This is a genomic window from Streptomyces sp. 6N223, assembly GCF_052246635.1.
GTDB lineage: Bacteria > Actinomycetota > Actinomycetes > Streptomycetales > Streptomycetaceae > Streptomyces.
Genome location: NZ_JBQQCA010000003.1, coordinates 105119 through 119279 on the forward strand (window position 1 = coordinate 105119; position 14161 = coordinate 119279).

Genomic DNA, 14161 nt, shown 5'->3' on the forward strand with positions numbered 1-14161 from the left:
TCCTCACTCGTGGGTTCTGGTACCTCGCGGATCTTCCGCACGGCGTATGAGGGATCGCGGACGCCGGCCGCCGGCTAGCCGAGACGGCCCTGGCTCGTAGTCACCGCCGCGCTGCCGGACGATGACGCCCATGCGGTTGGTCGCGTTGATGAGGGCGATGAGCATCACCAGGTCGGACAGCTGGTCCTGGCCGTAGTGCTTGGCGGCGTTCGCCCAGGCGTCGTCGGTGACGCCGCAGGCCGCGTCGGCGGTGCGGGTGCCCTGCTCGGTGAGGGCCAGCGCCGCGCGCTCGGCGTCGGTGAAGACCGTGGACTCGCGCCAGGCGGCGACCAGGTTGATGCGGGTGGCGGTCTCCCCGGCATGTGCGGCGTTCTTGCTCCACACGTCGGTGGCGTAGCCGTCGCCGTTGATCTGGCTGGCCCGCAGCAGCACCAGCTTCTGGGTCGCGGCAGGCAGGCTCGACTCCTGGAGGATCGTCTTGCTCGCCGCGCCGAAGTGGGCGGCGGCCTTGGCGGTGCTCCCGGTGGGGTTGCCGAGCAGATTCAATCGAGCGGTCATGGTGCGCTCCTTGCACGTCGTCGTTGGTCGAAGTCGAACAGGAGATGCCGGCGACCCGTGCGGCGTGACAGTGCGGCGGTGTGACCTATGTCACCGACATCGGGTGTCACGAAGCGGTCGGGACCGGCATCTTGTGTGCGGTACTAGGAAGATCCAGAACGGATGGGAACCGGCGATGAGCGAGCGCAGCGACCGAACCGTGGGAACCACCGGGCTCTCCGCCGATGGGGACCGTGTGGATCGCGCCACCGAGACCTTCGTCGCCCACCGCAACCTGCTGTTCACCGTCGCCTACGAGATGCTCGGCTCGGCCGCCGACGCCGAGGACGTCCTGCAGGAGACCTGGCTGCGGTGGGTCGGCGTCGATCCCGACACCGTGCGCGATCAGCGCGCGTACCTGGTCCGGATCACCACCCGCCAGGCGCTGGGCCGCCTGCGTTCGCTTCGCCGGCGCAAGGAGACCTACGTCGGCCCATGGTTGCCCGAGCCGCTGCTGACCGCGCCCGATGTGGCCGAGGATGTCGAACTGGCCGAGGGCGTCTCGATGGCGATGCTGCTGGTGCTCGAGACGCTGACGCCGACCGAGCGCGCGGTGTTCGTCCTACGGGAGGTGTTCGCCCTGGAATACGACGAGATCGCCGAAGCCGTCGGCAAGAACCCGGTCACGGTCCGGCAGATCGCACACCGGGCGCGGAGCCATGTCGCCGTGCGGCGACCACGCGGGACCGTTTCCCAGGCCGAGAACCGCGTGGCCCTGCTGGCGTTCCGACGAGCCGTCGAGACAGGCGATCTGCAGAGTCTGCTCGACCTGCTCGCCCCGGACGTCGTCTTCTTGAGCGACGGCGGTGGAGTCGTCCAGGCCGCGCTGTCACCCGTGGTGGGCGCCGACCTGGTCACCGACCTGCTCACGGTAGGGCTGGGAAGGATCGCAGGCTCCGCATCGCTGCAATCGGCGCAGGTCAACGGCCACCCGGCGCTGATCATCCGGATTGGCGGAGAGATCGAGGGGGTCCTGGCGGTGCGGACCGAGGACAGCATGATCACCGGGCTGTACTTCGTGCGCAACCCTGAGAAGTTGTCGCGCGTCGAGCAGGAGACCGCCCTGCGCCGCTGAACCCGCGCCTGAGCGCATGGCTGGGCCAGGAGATCCGGTTGGTGTGACGGTCGACCCGCTCCGTGGTGAGGCGGCACGAGTGACCTGCCCCGTCCCGGCCAGCCACAGAGTCGTCAGGACGCGGAGGAAGGGCCGCACGGGGGCGTTCTCGGTCATGGACGACGGAGCATCGTGTGTGGCCTCAGGCGACGAGGGCATCAGGGTATTGGCTGTGGTACCCGTGATCCCCTCCCGGATGAGCTGCTGTTTCTCGGCAGGATGCTGACGCGCGAACATCCCGGCCGCCGGACAGCCGCTTTCGTGTCACCAGCGCGCGTCACCCCCATGGCGTAGCCGTGAGGCATGCGCGCCCGCCGCAACGAGGTCGCATACCGCTTCTCCGAAGCACCGGCCGTCACCTCCGAAGAGATCACAGCCGACCTGCCCAAGGTCCAGGCCCTCATCGACCTCGCCCAGAAGGCCATCCCCACCCTGCCCCGCTACTGAGCGGCGTCGGCGGAACGTCCGGCTCCTCATCGTCCCGCAGCGCCGGCGGCTGCGGGAGGACACGGTGATCGGCGTGTTCTTCGCGTTCGCCTTCGGCCTGGGCATGGTGCTGGTGAGGACGCTGGACAGCTGGAGCGGCCGTCAACGCCGCCGCCTGGGGTCGAACACCTGCGCCTCGGCCTCACCGGCACCCCCCGGTCGCCTCAGGGCTTGAGCAGGCCGTCGAGGAGGCGTTGGAGGTTTTCGTGGAACCAGTCGCCCGGAGGGCCGGAGGCGAAGGCGGACATGGCCTCGGCCAGGTTGGGACAGGTCTCGGCCGGGGCCTCGCGTGTCATGTCGGCGGCGGAGTTGTCGGTGGTCTCGGGGTGAGTGTGGAGGAGTTCCCCGGCGGTGTACTGCCACAGCAGGCCGTAGGCCACCATCGAGTCGCGAGGGGTGAGCCCGGCGGCGCGGAGGGCAGCGAAGACGCGTTCGAGGAGGGGGAGGATCGACGGGCCGGCCGGGCGCTGGCTGACGATGAGGCGCACCGCCCAGGGGTCGCGGCGCAGGGCGTCGTGGATGGCGGTGAAGATCGCGGTGATCTCCGAGCGTGGGTCGCCGGACGGTGGCGGTGCCGCGACGCCCCCTGCGACCTCGTCGAGCATGGCGACCAGCAGGGCGTGGCGGTCCTGGATGTGGCGGTAGAGGGACATCGGGGCGGTGCCGACCTCCTGGGCCAGGCGCCGCATGGTCACGGCGGTCAGCCCTTCGGTCCGGACCAGGCGCAGCGCCTGGGCGACGATCGTCGGCCGGTCCAGCGGTCGCCGCGCGCGGCGGGCGGTCGGTCGCGGTGAGCTGGTCATCGCCTCGTCGTGTCGGGTCGGGTGCGTGGCGCGTGGTCAGTGTCGCATGGCGGCGCGCCGTGTCACGCTGGTCGGCCAACCGCCTGGGAGGCGGGGACGCGCCAGCGGCGGGCGAGGGTCTGGGCCCGCCACATCGCCGTCCTGGAAGACCACCGAGATGTGGCGGTAGATCCCGGCCGGGTCCGCGGTGCGCAGGTCGACGCCACCGATGCGTACGGTGCCGCTGCCGGGATCGGCGTAGCGCGTCAGGAGGCGGGTGACGGTGGTCTTGCCGAAGCCTGAGGGGCCGACGAGCGCGGTGAGGCTGCGTGGCGAGTCCCGCGCCTGGCTGCTGGGCCGCGAGCTGCTGCCGCTGGTCGCCACTCCCCCTCCTCACCGCCCGCGACCTGACGGCGCGCCACCCGGGCGGCCCCGACATCCTCCGCGACGTGTCCCTCGACGCCCACGCCGGCCGCTGCCTCGCCGGCCTCCACCACCCCACCCACGGCACCATCCGTCTCGGCTCGGCCACCCTCACCCCCGACGTCCGGGCCCGCACCCGGGACGAACGCGCCGCCATCCAACTCGTCGCCCAGGACCCGGCCGGCGCCCTCCACCCACGGCAGGACGTGCGCACCGCACTCTCCCGCCCGCTGCGCCTCTTCCACGGCATCCGCGACCGCGACGGACTGGCCGCCGAGGTCACCCAGCTGCTGAAACGCGTCCGCCTCCCCGCCGACCACGCCACCCGCATGCCGGGCGAGCTCTCCGGCGGCGAACGCCAACGCGTCGCCCTGGCCCGCGCGCTGGCCGCCCGCCCCCGCCTGCTGATCTGCGACGAGGTCACCGCGGCCCTCGACTCCGTGACCGCGGTGGAGATCCTCGACCTCCTCGCCGACCTCGCCACCGCCGATGGCCTCGGCCTGGTACTGATCACCCACAGCCGCCACGTGACGCGCTATCTCGCCGACGACCGCCTGCGCCTCTGAGGACCGGTTCAGCGGGGGTAGGGCAGCAGGGCCATCTCGCGGGCGTTCTTGATGGCGGCGGCGAGCTGCCGCTGCTGCTGGACGGTGACGCGGGTGACCCGGCGGCTGCGGATCTTGCCCCGGTCGGAGATGAACTTCCGCAGCAGCTCGGTGTCCTTGTAGTCGATGTAGGTGATGCCGGCGGCGGTCAGGGGGTTCGGCTTGTTCTTGCGCGGCTCGCGGGGTGCGGTGCGGCGGGCCATGGGCGGTCCTTCCGGGTGGATGGCGGGATGAGACGGTCGCGGGGCCGGATCAGGCCGGATCAGGCCGGATCAGGCCGGATCAGGCGGGATCGGAGGTGGGCCGGCCGTGGCGCGCGGCGCCACCGCCGTAGCGGCGCCGGAACCGCTCCACGCGCCCGGCGGTGTCGACCACCCGGGTCTGGCCCGTGTAGAAGGGGTGACTGGCGGAGGAGATCTCCACGTCGATGACGGGGTAGGTGTTGCCGTCCTCCCACTCGATGCTCTTGTCGCTCGTGGCTGTGGAGCGCGTGAGGAACGCGAAACCGGCCGCCCGGTCCCGGAAGACGACCGGGCCGTACGCCGGATGGATGCCGGGCTTCATCGTCTGCCTCAGCGCTCCTCACGGAAGTCGACGTGCCGCCGCACCACGGGGTCGTACTTGCGCAGGACCATGCGGTCGGGGTCGTTGCGGCGGTTCTTGCGGGTGACGTAGGTGTAGCCGGTGCCCGCGGTGGAGCGGAGCCTGATCACCGGCCGGAGTTCGTTGCGTGCCATGCCCACAGCATACGACAACGATTTTCATTAACGATAGCCGCCGCGTGCCGCCCTAGCGGATCGCGACGAGGACGTGGCTGTTGCCGAACTGCCAGACCGGGCCGACGTGGGCGAAGCCCGCCTCCCGCAGGAGCGCGATGTGGCGGGAGAGCGTCAGGTGGTTGTCACGGCCGCCGTCGGCGTCGCCGCCGCACGCCAGCAGGCGGCGCTGCCGCTCGGCGAACATGTCGGCCAGTTCCGGGTCCTGGGCCGCCGCCGCCCACCAGGACGCCCAGTCCTCGTGGCGATGGGCGCGGGAGCGTTCCGCCCGGCGCCGTCCCACATGGGCGGCGATCTCGGAGAACGGCGCGCCGTCCGGCGGCAGATGGTCGCCGTTGACCAGGGCGCCGCCGGGGCGCAGCAGCGTGGCGAGCTGGCGGTAGGTCCGCCGCAGCGCCGGTTCCGCGAGGTAGTGCAGCGCGGTCGTGGAGACGGCCGCGTCCAGGGGACGGTCGACGCCCAGGTGCGCGGTCCAGCCGTCCGTGCCGATCACGGCGTCCACGAACCGCGCCGCGTCCGCGTGGTGGGTCCGGCCGAGCTCCAGAAGCAGCGGGTCCATGTCCACGGCCACGATGTCCGCGCGGGGCAGCCGCGCGGACAGCCGTGCGGCGAGGGATCCCGGGCCGCAGCCGAGATCGACGATCAGCGGCCTCGGCCGGCCGGCCGTCACGTGTTCGATCACATCGGCGATCACGGTGAACCGTTCCTCGCGGTCGATGGCGTACCGCTGCTGCTGGCGTTCCCAGCGTTCCACCCAGAGCCCCGCCGTCGCCATGCTCACACCCATGGCCCGACTCTACCCTGATGGAAATGGTTCCCATTAGCCCAGCGTGGCGAGGACCGACAGCAGCCGCTCGATCTCCTCGGGGGTGTTGTAGACGTGGAGGCTGACGCGCACCGAGCCGCCCTTCTCGTCGGTCCCGTCCACGCCGGCCTGGCAGAGGCTGTCGGCCCGCACCATGAAGCCGTGGCTGAACAGGATGAAGCCGAGGTCGTCGGAGGGGATCTCGCGGTGGCGGAAGGTCACGATGCCGTGGCGGCGCTGCACCGTCGACTCGGCGGGCAGGCTGCGTTGGCAGCCGCGGACCTCATAGGGCGTCAGCCGGCGCAGTCCGTCGGTCAGCTGTGCCGTCAGGGCCCGGGTCCACCGCGCGATCCGGTCCGTGCCCGCGGCGTCCAGCCAGTCGAGGGCCGCCTCCAGGCTGGCGATGCCCGCGGTGTTCGGCGTTCCGCTCCAGCCGCCGGGGCTGAACGCCGGGCCGCGCTCGCCGCGGGCCCACACGGCGCCCGAGCCCGGCAGGGCCAGCGCCTTGTGGCCGGAGAAGACCACGAAGTCCACGTCGAGGTCGGCCACCGACACCGGCAGGTGGCCGATGCTCTGGGCGGCGTCCAGGCAGATCGGCGTCTCGTGCCCGACCGCCTCGCGCAGCCGGTGGATGTTCATGTCCGCGCCGTAGACGTGGTGGATGTGCGTGGCCGCGACGAAGCGGGTGCGCGGGCCGGCCATCCCGGCCAGCGCCGCGTAGTCGTAGTCACCCGAGGACGCCTGGCAGGGAAGGGCGCGAACGTGGATGCCGATGCCCTGGCGCTCCAGCAGCCGCTGGGCCTCCAGCCAGGGCGAGAGGTTCGCCTGGTGGTCGGCGAAGGGGACGATGATCTCGTCACCGTCGGCGAGCCAGGTGGTGAGCCAGTCGAGGGAGACGGCCCGCAGGCCCTCGGTGGTCCCGCTGACGAAGTGGACGGTGGAGCGCTCCGGCGCCCGGTCGCCGACGAACGCCTTGATCCGGGCTCGGGTGCGCTCCACCAGGGCCGTCGTCCGGTTGGCCCACGGGTAGGCGCCGCGCCCCGCGTTGGCGTTGCTCGTGGTGAGGTAGGTGTGGACGGCGTCCAGCACGGCCCGCGGCTTCTGCGAGGTGGCGGCGCTGTCCAGGAAGGTCAGCTCGGGGTGGCCGGTGATGATGGGGAACTCGGCGCGCAGCGGCCCCTGCCACGCTCGCAGCTCCGCCGCCTCGGACGTCGGGTCGGACCTCGGGTGGGACGTCGGGTCCGATATCGGGGTGGCCATCGGTCAGTCCCGCACCAGGGGCGCCCCCGCGTCCCGCCAGGCGACGATGCCGCCGGCGAGGCTGCGCACGTCCGGGTGGCCCATGCGGGTCAGCAGCGCGGCGTACCGGGCGGACTTCTCGCCGACCGGGCACGCCAGCAGCACCGGCCGCCGCCTGCTGAACGGCAGCCCGCCGCGCACCAGCTCCTCGAAGAGCTCGTCGACGATGTTGACCGAGCCGTCGATGTGCAGCGCGGCGTACGCGTGCGGCCCGCGCAGGTCGATCACCAGCGGCTGCTCCCGCTCGATCCATCGCTGGGCGTGCGGGACGTCGATGACCGTGGCCGACCGCGTCTCGGCCTCGGTCACGGTGGCCACGGAGTTCCGCTGGGGCGGGCGGCCGAGAAGCTCCGGCCGCCGCCGGCGTATGTAGCTCAGGTAGCTCTCCACCCGGTCGCAGACGATGAAGACGGCTGACGCGCGCTCCGAACGCTCCGTCAGCTCCGCGTCGAACGCCCGCAGGTGGCGCACCGCGCCGAGGTAGGCGGCTCCGCCGGTCGGCCCGGCGAGCAGCCCGCAGCGGCGGATCAGCGTCAGCATGCCGTCGATGGCCTCGTCGGCGCTGACCGACTCGATCGTGTCGTAGGTGCCGGGGTCGAACAGGCCGACGTGGTGCACCTCTTCCAGGGTGCGGATCCCCGGGATGAAGTCCGACGCCTGGGCCACCAGGCCCACCACGCGCACGTCCGGATCGTGCTCGCGCAGCACCCGGGCGACGCCCGTGGAGGAGCCGGCCGTGCCGACGCAGGCGATGAACCAGTCCGGCGCCCGGCCGTCGAGGTCCTTGACGATCTCCGGTCCCGTGCCCGCCAGGTGGGCCTCGGTGTTGCGCGGGTTGTAGTACTGGTCGGTGTGCAGGTACCGGCTGCCGTCCTCGGTCAGGGCGCGGTGGAACCGGGTCAGCGGGTCGTCCGTGTCGGTCGGGTCCAGGCACTCGCTCTGGCCGGGCAGCTCCTCGATCTCCGCGCCCAGCAGCAGGAGCAGCTCCTTGATCTCCGGAATCCGCATCCGGTTGGTGACGCTCTTGAACGCCAGCCCGTGCATCCCGGCGAGGACGGCCAGGGCCTTGGCGGTGTTTCCGCTCGACAGCTCCACGATCTGCGCGCCGCGCTCGGCGGCGGCGGCCAGCCCCGGCCGCACCATGTTCCAGGCGGCCCGGTCCTTGACCGAGCCGAAGGGGTTGAGCATCTCCAGCTTGGCGTACAGGTCGATGTTCCGCAGGCCGTGAACGGCCGGATCGAGGCGCACCAGCGGCGTGTTGCCAATGGCCTCGGTGATGCTGTCGTACTTCATCTCTGTGTCTGACCCCCGGGGAGCGTGACCGGCCAGTACCGTTCGTCCACGCACCACTGCCAGGACCCGCCGTCCCGCACGGCGGCGACCGTGCGGGCGAGGGGCTGGCGCTGGGCGTGGTGGGCGTGGAAGTCCATGCAGTACCCGGCGGTGTTCGCGAAGGCCATCAGGTCGCCGGGGCGGGGCAGCCGGGGCAGGAAGACCATCCTCCGGGTGATCAGGTCGGCCTCCAGGCACAGGTTCCCGACGAGGTAGACGCCGACCGGTCCCTCGTCCTCCGCGCCGCCCGCACCGGCCGCACCGCCCGCACCGCCCGCACCGCCCGCTCCGCCGCGGGGGACGAGGACGGGATCGACGAGAACGCCGTGCTCCTCCAGGCTGACGTCGCCGGCGTTCATGCCCAGGCGCACCAGGTGGTCGCCGTCCTCCGTGCGGCGCACGTCCACGACCGTGGCCAGCGAGAGGCCGCACTGGTCCACCAGCGACCGCCCGGGCTCGGCGTACAGCTCGTACAGGTGCTCCAGCAGCAGCGTGCCCAGCGGGCGGCCCAGCGTCGGGCCGGGGAGCGAGAGGAGCTCGTCGAGATACGCGGCGCCGGCGGCCGAGCGGTGCGCCGGATACAGCGTCTGCGTCCCGCGCAGGGTGCCGCCCTCGTTCCACAGGCCGTAACCGTGGCCGCGCCAGGTCAGCGCGGGGCGCGTGCCCAGCACGGCGTTCGCCAGCTCGGTGGTGTAGCGCTCCCACTGGCCGGCGTCGGCGACGTAGCTCGCCCCGAAGCCGCCGCCGATGTCGATGACGCGCGCCCCCAGCCCCCGGGCCTGGCACTCGTCCATGACCCTGACGCAGGCCTCCAGGGCCACGGCCTTCTCGGCGAGGCTGGTCGTGTCGAGGTGGTACGCGACGCCGATCAGCTCCACGGCCTTCCCGAACCGCTCGACCGCGTCCAGCAGGGAGTTCACCTCACGCACCGGCGAGCCGAAGCGGCTGCGCCGGGAGAGGATCCGGACGCCGGACGCCTCGAACGCCGACAGCCGCAGCAGAATCCGGACCCGGGGCAGCCCGTACGTGCTGACCAGCGCCGCCAGGTCCTCCAGCTCGGCATGTGAGTCGACGTTGACGGTCACCCCGGCACGCGCGGCAAGCCACAGGAACTCCGGATCCTTCGGCCCGGTGGCCATGATCCGGTCCGGGGTGAACCCGGCGCCCAGGGCATGCCGCAGCTCGCCCAGCGACGCCACGTCGATCCCCGCGTCCGTCGCCGCCAGCCGTCGCACCAGGGCGCTGGACTGGTTCGCCTTGTGAGCGAAGAACAGGCGGCCGCCGAGACGGTGCGTGCGGTAGATGGCGCGGAAGCGCTCGGCGTTCTCGGCGATCGCCTCCGGCAGCACCACGTTGAGCGGTGATCCCAACGCGTCGACGAGGGAGTGGAGAAACGACGCCGACTCCAGCAGTGAGCGGAGCGGTGGCTCCAGCCGCGGCTCCAGATACAGGGGCGCACCCACCACGGCTCCCTCCCCGCGCACCGCCCGTCGCGGGGCTCCGTGGCCGGGAGCACCGGACATGGTCCCTACGCTGACTCGAACAGTCGGTCAGACATAAGCATTTCCCACCAGATGCACGTTCACGCCCGGCTCGGGAAGGGCCGGTCAGTGGTCATCCCGATCATTGGCCGCCTCGAACCTGCGGCTGCCGGCCGGCACGGCCGCGACCCCCTGCGACCGTGCCGGCCAGGCCGTCGTCGGCGTCCTCCCGCCGACGACGCATGGGGGCATGCCGGACGCGCTACGGCGTTGCCAGCTCGAAGCGTGCGACGGTGACGGAGCCGCCGAGGGCCTGGGTGGCGTGGTTGAAGATGGCGTAGCGGTAGCCCATGAAGAAGGGCCAGTCGTTGTGCATCGAGAAGTCGGGGCCGAGGGCGGTGAAGGTGGTGCCGTCGGTGCTGTAGGAGAAGCGGCCCGGGCGGGGTGAGCCGGGACGGATGTCCGCGTTGGCGCGCAGCCAGATCTTGTCGCCCGAGAAGTCGGCGGCGTCCCGTTCGGTGCCGGTGCCGGTGGTGTTCCAGTCGCCGTCCATGGTCAGGCCGTCGACCATGACCACGCGCGAGGCGCCGCCCTCGCGCGTGACGCCGATCCAGGCGGAGGAGTCCCGCAGCAGGGCCAGCCCGGCCCGGTCACCATCGCTCATCGCGGAGATGTCGAGCTCGATCGTGGCGGTGGAGGTGGGGCCCTGGATGCGGTGGGTGAGGGTGTTGCGCGCGGCGTAGAGGTCGTCGGTGACAGTGGCGGTCCGCAGGGTGAGTCCGGCGCCGACCTCGAACGCCGTGGTGTCGGGGTTGTGATTCCACTCCCACTTCGGCGCCAGCTCCGTCCCCTCGAACGTGTCGACTCCGATCATCGGTTCCACCTCGACCGGGGGGAGCGGATAGGGGTACGACTCTCCCCAGGCGCCGCCCACGAGCTGGAGCTCGGGCCAGCCGTCCGAGGTCCAGGTGATCGGCGCCAGGGCGGGGACCCGGCCGCCGGGGTAGGCATCGACGAACGCCATGTAGTACCAGTCGCCGTCCGGGGTGTCCACGAGGCCGCCCTGGTGGGGCACGCCGCCGCCCTCGATCGGCCCTGGCAGGTCCAGGAGCAGCTCGCGCAGCTCGTACGGCCCGAAGGGCGAGGACGACTTGAGGATGTACTGGCCGTTGGCGGGGCGGGTCAGGAAGATGTAGTAGTTCCCGTTGATCTTGTAGAAGCGGGAGCCTTCCAGGGTGCCGATGTCCGAGGGCGTGCTGAACACCTCCTGGGCGCTGACCTGGCTGGTCGCGTCGGCGGAGAGCTGGGCCACGCTGATGGTGGTATTGCCGTAGGCGACGTACGGGGTGTCGTCCTCGTCGAAGAGCAGACCGGCGTCGTAGTAGACGCTGGGGATCGTCGCGTGCCTGCTCCAGGGGCCCTCGACCGCCGAGGCCGTATATACGTGCGTCTGGGAGAAATCGATCTGGCCGACCCAGTAGAAGGTGCTGTCGCTGGGCCGGTAGCCCAGCGAGGAGGCCCAGATCCCGTCGATGTAGGCCTGTCCGCCGTCGAGGTCGTACTTGGAGCCGAAGTCCAGCACCGGCACCGCGTGGCCGGCGAACTCCCAGTTGGCCAGGTCGTAGGAGCGGAGGATGGGCGCGCCCGGCGAGTAGTGCATCGTCGAGGCGGTGTAGTAGAAGGTGTCGCCGACGCGGATGATGTCGACGTCGGCGAAGTCCTGCCAGAGGACGGGGTTGGTGAACTGCTCCTGCTGCCTTGCGGCGGTGCCCCCTGCCGCGCGGGCCAGTGCGGTGCCGGTCACGGGCACCGCGGCGCCCGCGATCAGGCCGGCGGTGGTCGCCAGCACTCGTCGGCGGCTGGGGACGTGACGGGGACGGGACATGCGAGATCAGTCTCCTTCGATCGAGCAGGGCGAGTGGGGGCGAGTGGGGGCGAGCCCTGGGTGGGCACGGGCGGCGCGCCGCCCCAGGGCCAGCCGCGGGGGGACTGGATGGCTGTCAGGCTGGCCCTGGGAGGCGCCGATGCCGTGCCGGCGCGGCTCGCCGGCGTAGCGACCGGCTGGGGGTCGCCGCCCTGCGCGACCGCGCCGGGATCGGCCGCCGGATCCCGCTATTCCAGGACGGCCTCCCAACTGGTGGTGGTCGTACCGGAGGTGGCGTCCGCTTGGAGACGGTCACGGGCGTCGGCGTCGCCGTACAGGCTCCACCGCATCCAGTCCACGTAGGTGGCGACGGTCTGGGTGTGGTTGTAGCCGCTCCAGATGTACTCGTCGTGTGCGGCACCGAGGTGGGTGAGGAACGCCTTGGGCGCGGGCAGTTCCTCGTACGCGGTGCGGGCGGAGGAGTACTGGGTGAGGGTGTCCTGGTCGCCGTGGACGAACAGCACGTTTGCGGTGACCGTGCCGTCGGGGTTGCCCATGTCCACGCAGGCGAACGGCACGGCAGCGGCGATCCGCTCGTCCGGCCATGCCGTCAGCAGGCCGTGGGTGGTCATGCCGCCCAGCGAGTGCCCGGCCACGCCGACGCCGGTGGCGGTGTCGATGTGGCCGGCGAACGGGTCGCCCGAAGCGTCGTTCAGCGCCAGGGTCTGGGTGATGACCTCGGAGACGTCCATCGACTGGTTGCCGTTGTAGACGTCCTGAACGTTGCCCTCGGTACCGGAGGAGGTGGTGGGGAAGACCGGCGCGGGCACGACAAAGCCGGCCTCGGCCAGGGGGCGGACCAGCGGCGCGTAGCTCTCCGGGTTGCCGCCGAGACCGTGGCTGAACTCGACGACGGGGAAGACGCCGTCGGCGATGGGGGCGTCGCGGACCGGCTCACCGCCCGGGGTGCCGGGGGTGGGGTAGAAGATCCGGGTGACCAGCTGGCGGTTGCCGCGGCTCCACCGGTACTCGCGAACGCCGATGGCGAAGGGCTGGGCCGGCGCCTGTCGCCGGGTTGAGGCCCGGACGGTGGAGGCGCCGAGCAGGGACGCCCCCGCGCCCGCTGCACCGGCAGCGCTCAGGCCCAGGATGGAGCCCAGAACGGTACGCCGTCTTATCGGCATGGGTGACTCCTTGTGTGGGGTGAGTGCGGAGCCGGGGTCAGCAGGTGGGGGTGGTCGCGTTCAGCAGGCCGAGGCGGTACGGCAACTGCGAGTACTCGACGTTGGCCGAGGGGTCGACGCCCTGGTAGAGGAACTGGAGGTTGCAGGGGTCGATGGTCATGGTCTGGTCGTTGCCGCTGCGGATCAGCTCGCCGTGACTGACGTCGTTGGTCCAGTCCCCGTTGGGGTAGCTCACGTTGCGGGCGCCGGCGAACGGGGCGGACTCCATGCCCGTCAGGGGCTGCCACTGGCCGTCGATGCTGTCGGAGGTGAAGGCGCGGTAGTAGCGCCCGCCCGAGCCGATGGCCTCCATCAGCAGCAGGTAGGTGCCGGTGTCGCCGACCTGGTAGACGGCCGGACCCTCGAAGAGGTTGTTGCGGTTGCCGTCCTGGAGGGCGATCTGGGTGTTGTCGAAGCCGTTGGGAAACTCCTCGACGGTGGTCTCGGCACGGTAGAGGTGGCCGTTGTCGTCGGCGGAGAACAGGTAGCACATGGTGTCGTCGCAGATGACGTGGAAGTCCAGCCAGTAGCCGTTGCCGATGTTCTGCTGGACGATCTCCGGGACGCTGTCCTGGAAGTTGCGGGGAGCCGACCAGCTGGTGGGGTCGCTGATGTCGGTGGTGGTGGAGTACGTGGGCAGGCCGGTCTGGTAGACCAGGTACCACTCACCGGTGGGCTCGAAGTAGAAGACGTTCGGCGCGGCGCGGTAGCCGGTGCCGACGCCGGAGGAAGTCTCCAGGTTGGTCTGCGGGGCGGCGTCGGCCTGGGACCAGTCGTCGAAGCTGGTCTGCGCCAGGCTCCAGTCACCGGAGGTGCTGGCGTGCGTCATGAGCACGTGCCAGGTGCCGTTGTCGTCCTGGACCACGGACGGGTCCTTGACGGAGACGGCGCCGTTGATGTGAGGGCCGATCAGCGGACCGCTGGAGGACCACTGGTAGCTGCTGGGCAACTGCTGCTGCGCGGCGGTGGCCTCGGTGGCGTCGGTGGCGTCGGTGGCCTGCCCGCCCGAGGCCGGGGCGGCGCACAACGCCACCACCACGCCGGCCAGAGCGGCCGCGGCGGCAAGGGCCTTACGGAAACGGCGGGGACGGGGTCTGAGTGCCGAAGTGATCACAGGAAGCTCCATGGCGGCTCGGCCGGAGGGCTCGCCCACACGAACATCGCCAGTCCACGGCGTCCGGTGGTGTGGCGAACGTGGGGAGCCTCACCGGAACAAAAGGGATGGTGCGCGTACAGTCGTGTGGCCTGTGGGGCGGGCACAAACCGCGACGGCCAGGCGTAGTTCGGAGTTTCGAACTGTGACCGGACCGTCAGACACCACGGATCATAGGCCGCCAGCGGACGACGTCAATACCCCTGGCACGTTTACTTTCG

Annotated in this window: 16 protein-coding genes; 3 read left to right on the forward strand and 13 right to left on the reverse strand. The window is 71.4% G+C overall.

The genetic code is table 11. The features are described 5' to 3' along the window. Positions 1–3: 3 nt before the first annotated feature. Positions 4–558: a carboxymuconolactone decarboxylase family protein gene (locus ACTWQH_RS03440; protein WP_443284779.1), complete on the reverse strand. Its 555-nt coding sequence runs from the start codon at positions 556–558 to the stop codon at positions 4–6. Positions 559–733: 175 nt separating this feature from the next. On the opposite strand from ACTWQH_RS03440, the gene ACTWQH_RS03445 reads away from it, so the two are divergent. Both ACTWQH_RS03445 and ACTWQH_RS03450 read left to right on the forward strand, forming a co-directional pair. Continuing rightward, on the forward strand, positions 734–1672 hold the full coding sequence (locus ACTWQH_RS03445) for an RNA polymerase sigma-70 factor (protein ID WP_443284780.1): 939 nt from the start codon (positions 734–736) through the stop codon (positions 1670–1672). 342 nt (positions 1673–2014) lie between these two features. Next, entirely contained in the window at positions 2015–2158 is a 144-nt protein-coding gene (locus ACTWQH_RS03450) for a hypothetical protein (RefSeq protein WP_443284781.1), read from the forward strand. A gap of 203 nt (positions 2159–2361) precedes the next feature. Here ACTWQH_RS03450 and ACTWQH_RS03455 read toward each other — a convergent pair whose 3' ends face one another. Beyond that, positions 2362–3000 carry a TetR/AcrR family transcriptional regulator gene (locus ACTWQH_RS03455; protein WP_443284782.1) on the reverse strand — a complete coding sequence of 213 codons (639 nt, stop codon included), beginning with the start codon at positions 2998–3000 and terminating at the stop codon, positions 2362–2364. Between the two features lie 36 nt (positions 3001–3036). Then, on the reverse strand, positions 3037–3363 hold the full coding sequence (locus ACTWQH_RS03460; protein ID WP_443284783.1) for an ATP-binding cassette domain-containing protein: 327 nt from the start codon (positions 3361–3363) through the stop codon (positions 3037–3039). A 65-nt stretch (positions 3364–3428) separates the two neighbouring features. Here ACTWQH_RS03460 and ACTWQH_RS03465 point away from each other — a divergent pair, with 65 nt between their 5' ends. After that, the gene (locus tag ACTWQH_RS03465) at positions 3429–3968 is read left to right on the forward strand and encodes an ATP-binding cassette domain-containing protein (protein WP_443284784.1); all 540 of its coding nucleotides are present in this window, start codon (positions 3429–3431) and stop codon (positions 3966–3968) included. Between the two features lie 8 nt (positions 3969–3976). On the opposite strand, the gene rpsR is transcribed toward ACTWQH_RS03465, so the two are convergent. From rpsR to ACTWQH_RS03515, 10 genes are all read right to left on the reverse strand, one after another. After that, complete coding sequence (gene rpsR, locus ACTWQH_RS03470) at positions 3977–4210, reverse strand: 30S ribosomal protein S18 (protein WP_443284785.1); 234 nt, start codon at positions 4208–4210, stop codon at positions 3977–3979. Between the two features lie 79 nt (positions 4211–4289). After that, positions 4290–4571: a type B 50S ribosomal protein L31 gene (locus tag ACTWQH_RS03475; RefSeq protein ID WP_443284786.1), complete on the reverse strand. Its 282-nt coding sequence runs from the start codon at positions 4569–4571 to the stop codon at positions 4290–4292. An 8-nt stretch (positions 4572–4579) separates the two neighbouring features. Next, entirely contained in the window at positions 4580–4744 is a 165-nt protein-coding gene (rpmG, locus tag ACTWQH_RS03480) for a 50S ribosomal protein L33 (RefSeq protein WP_093841089.1), read from the reverse strand. Between the two features lie 52 nt (positions 4745–4796). Further along, entirely contained in the window at positions 4797–5570 is a 774-nt protein-coding gene (locus ACTWQH_RS03485) for a class I SAM-dependent methyltransferase (RefSeq protein ID WP_443284787.1), read from the reverse strand. Between the two features lie 33 nt (positions 5571–5603). Beyond that, a complete protein-coding gene (locus ACTWQH_RS03490) occupies positions 5604–6848 on the reverse strand; it encodes an aminotransferase class V-fold PLP-dependent enzyme (protein ID WP_443284788.1) in 1245 nt (414 codons plus the stop codon). 3 nt (positions 6849–6851) lie between these two features. After that, a complete protein-coding gene (locus tag ACTWQH_RS03495) occupies positions 6852–8180 on the reverse strand; it encodes a pyridoxal-phosphate dependent enzyme (RefSeq protein WP_443284789.1) in 1329 nt (442 codons plus the stop codon). Next, the gene (locus ACTWQH_RS03500; protein ID WP_443284790.1) at positions 8177–9742 is read right to left on the reverse strand and encodes a Y4yA family PLP-dependent enzyme; all 1566 of its coding nucleotides are present in this window, start codon (positions 9740–9742) and stop codon (positions 8177–8179) included. The genes ACTWQH_RS03495 and ACTWQH_RS03500 overlap by 4 nt, the downstream gene beginning before the upstream one ends. A gap of 220 nt (positions 9743–9962) precedes the next feature. Beyond that, positions 9963–11585, reverse strand: a complete 1623-nt coding sequence (locus ACTWQH_RS03505) for a glycoside hydrolase family 43 protein (RefSeq protein WP_443284791.1) — start codon at positions 11583–11585, stop codon at positions 9963–9965. 227 nt (positions 11586–11812) lie between these two features. Further along, a complete protein-coding gene (locus ACTWQH_RS03510; protein ID WP_443284792.1) occupies positions 11813–12748 on the reverse strand; it encodes an alpha/beta hydrolase family protein in 936 nt (311 codons plus the stop codon). Between the two features lie 37 nt (positions 12749–12785). Beyond that, on the reverse strand, positions 12786–13901 hold the full coding sequence (locus tag ACTWQH_RS03515; protein ID WP_443284793.1) for a non-reducing end alpha-L-arabinofuranosidase family hydrolase: 1116 nt from the start codon (positions 13899–13901) through the stop codon (positions 12786–12788). Positions 13902–14161 lie beyond the last annotated feature (260 nt).

Bases quoted from the DNA above. Each gene is read 5' to 3' on its own strand.
- ACTWQH_RS03440 (WP_443284779.1), bottom strand. From the start codon at position 558: ATGACCGCTCGATTGAATCTGCTCGGCAACCCCACCGGGAGCACCGCC.
- ACTWQH_RS03445 (WP_443284780.1), top strand. From the start codon at position 734: ATGAGCGAGCGCAGCGACCGAACCGTGGGAACCACCGGGCTCTCCGCC.
- ACTWQH_RS03450 (WP_443284781.1), top strand. From the start codon at position 2,015: ATGCGCGCCCGCCGCAACGAGGTCGCATACCGCTTCTCCGAAGCACCG.
- ACTWQH_RS03455 (WP_443284782.1), bottom strand. From the start codon at position 3,000: ATGACCAGCTCACCGCGACCGACCGCCCGCCGCGCGCGGCGACCGCTG.
- rpsR (WP_443284785.1), bottom strand. From the start codon at position 4,210: ATGGCCCGCCGCACCGCACCCCGCGAGCCGCGCAAGAACAAGCCGAAC.
- ACTWQH_RS03475 (WP_443284786.1), bottom strand. From the start codon at position 4,571: ATGAAGCCCGGCATCCATCCGGCGTACGGCCCGGTCGTCTTCCGGGAC.
- rpmG (WP_093841089.1), bottom strand. From the start codon at position 4,744: ATGGCACGCAACGAACTCCGGCCGGTGATCAGGCTCCGCTCCACCGCG.
- ACTWQH_RS03485 (WP_443284787.1), bottom strand. From the start codon at position 5,570: ATGGGTGTGAGCATGGCGACGGCGGGGCTCTGGGTGGAACGCTGGGAA.
- ACTWQH_RS03490 (WP_443284788.1), bottom strand. From the start codon at position 6,848: ATGGCCACCCCGATATCGGACCCGACGTCCCACCCGAGGTCCGACCCG.
- ACTWQH_RS03495 (WP_443284789.1), bottom strand. From the start codon at position 8,180: ATGAAGTACGACAGCATCACCGAGGCCATTGGCAACACGCCGCTGGTG.
- ACTWQH_RS03500 (WP_443284790.1), bottom strand. From the start codon at position 9,742: ATGTCCGGTGCTCCCGGCCACGGAGCCCCGCGACGGGCGGTGCGCGGG.
- ACTWQH_RS03505 (WP_443284791.1), bottom strand. From the start codon at position 11,585: ATGTCCCGTCCCCGTCACGTCCCCAGCCGCCGACGAGTGCTGGCGACC.
- ACTWQH_RS03510 (WP_443284792.1), bottom strand. From the start codon at position 12,748: ATGCCGATAAGACGGCGTACCGTTCTGGGCTCCATCCTGGGCCTGAGC.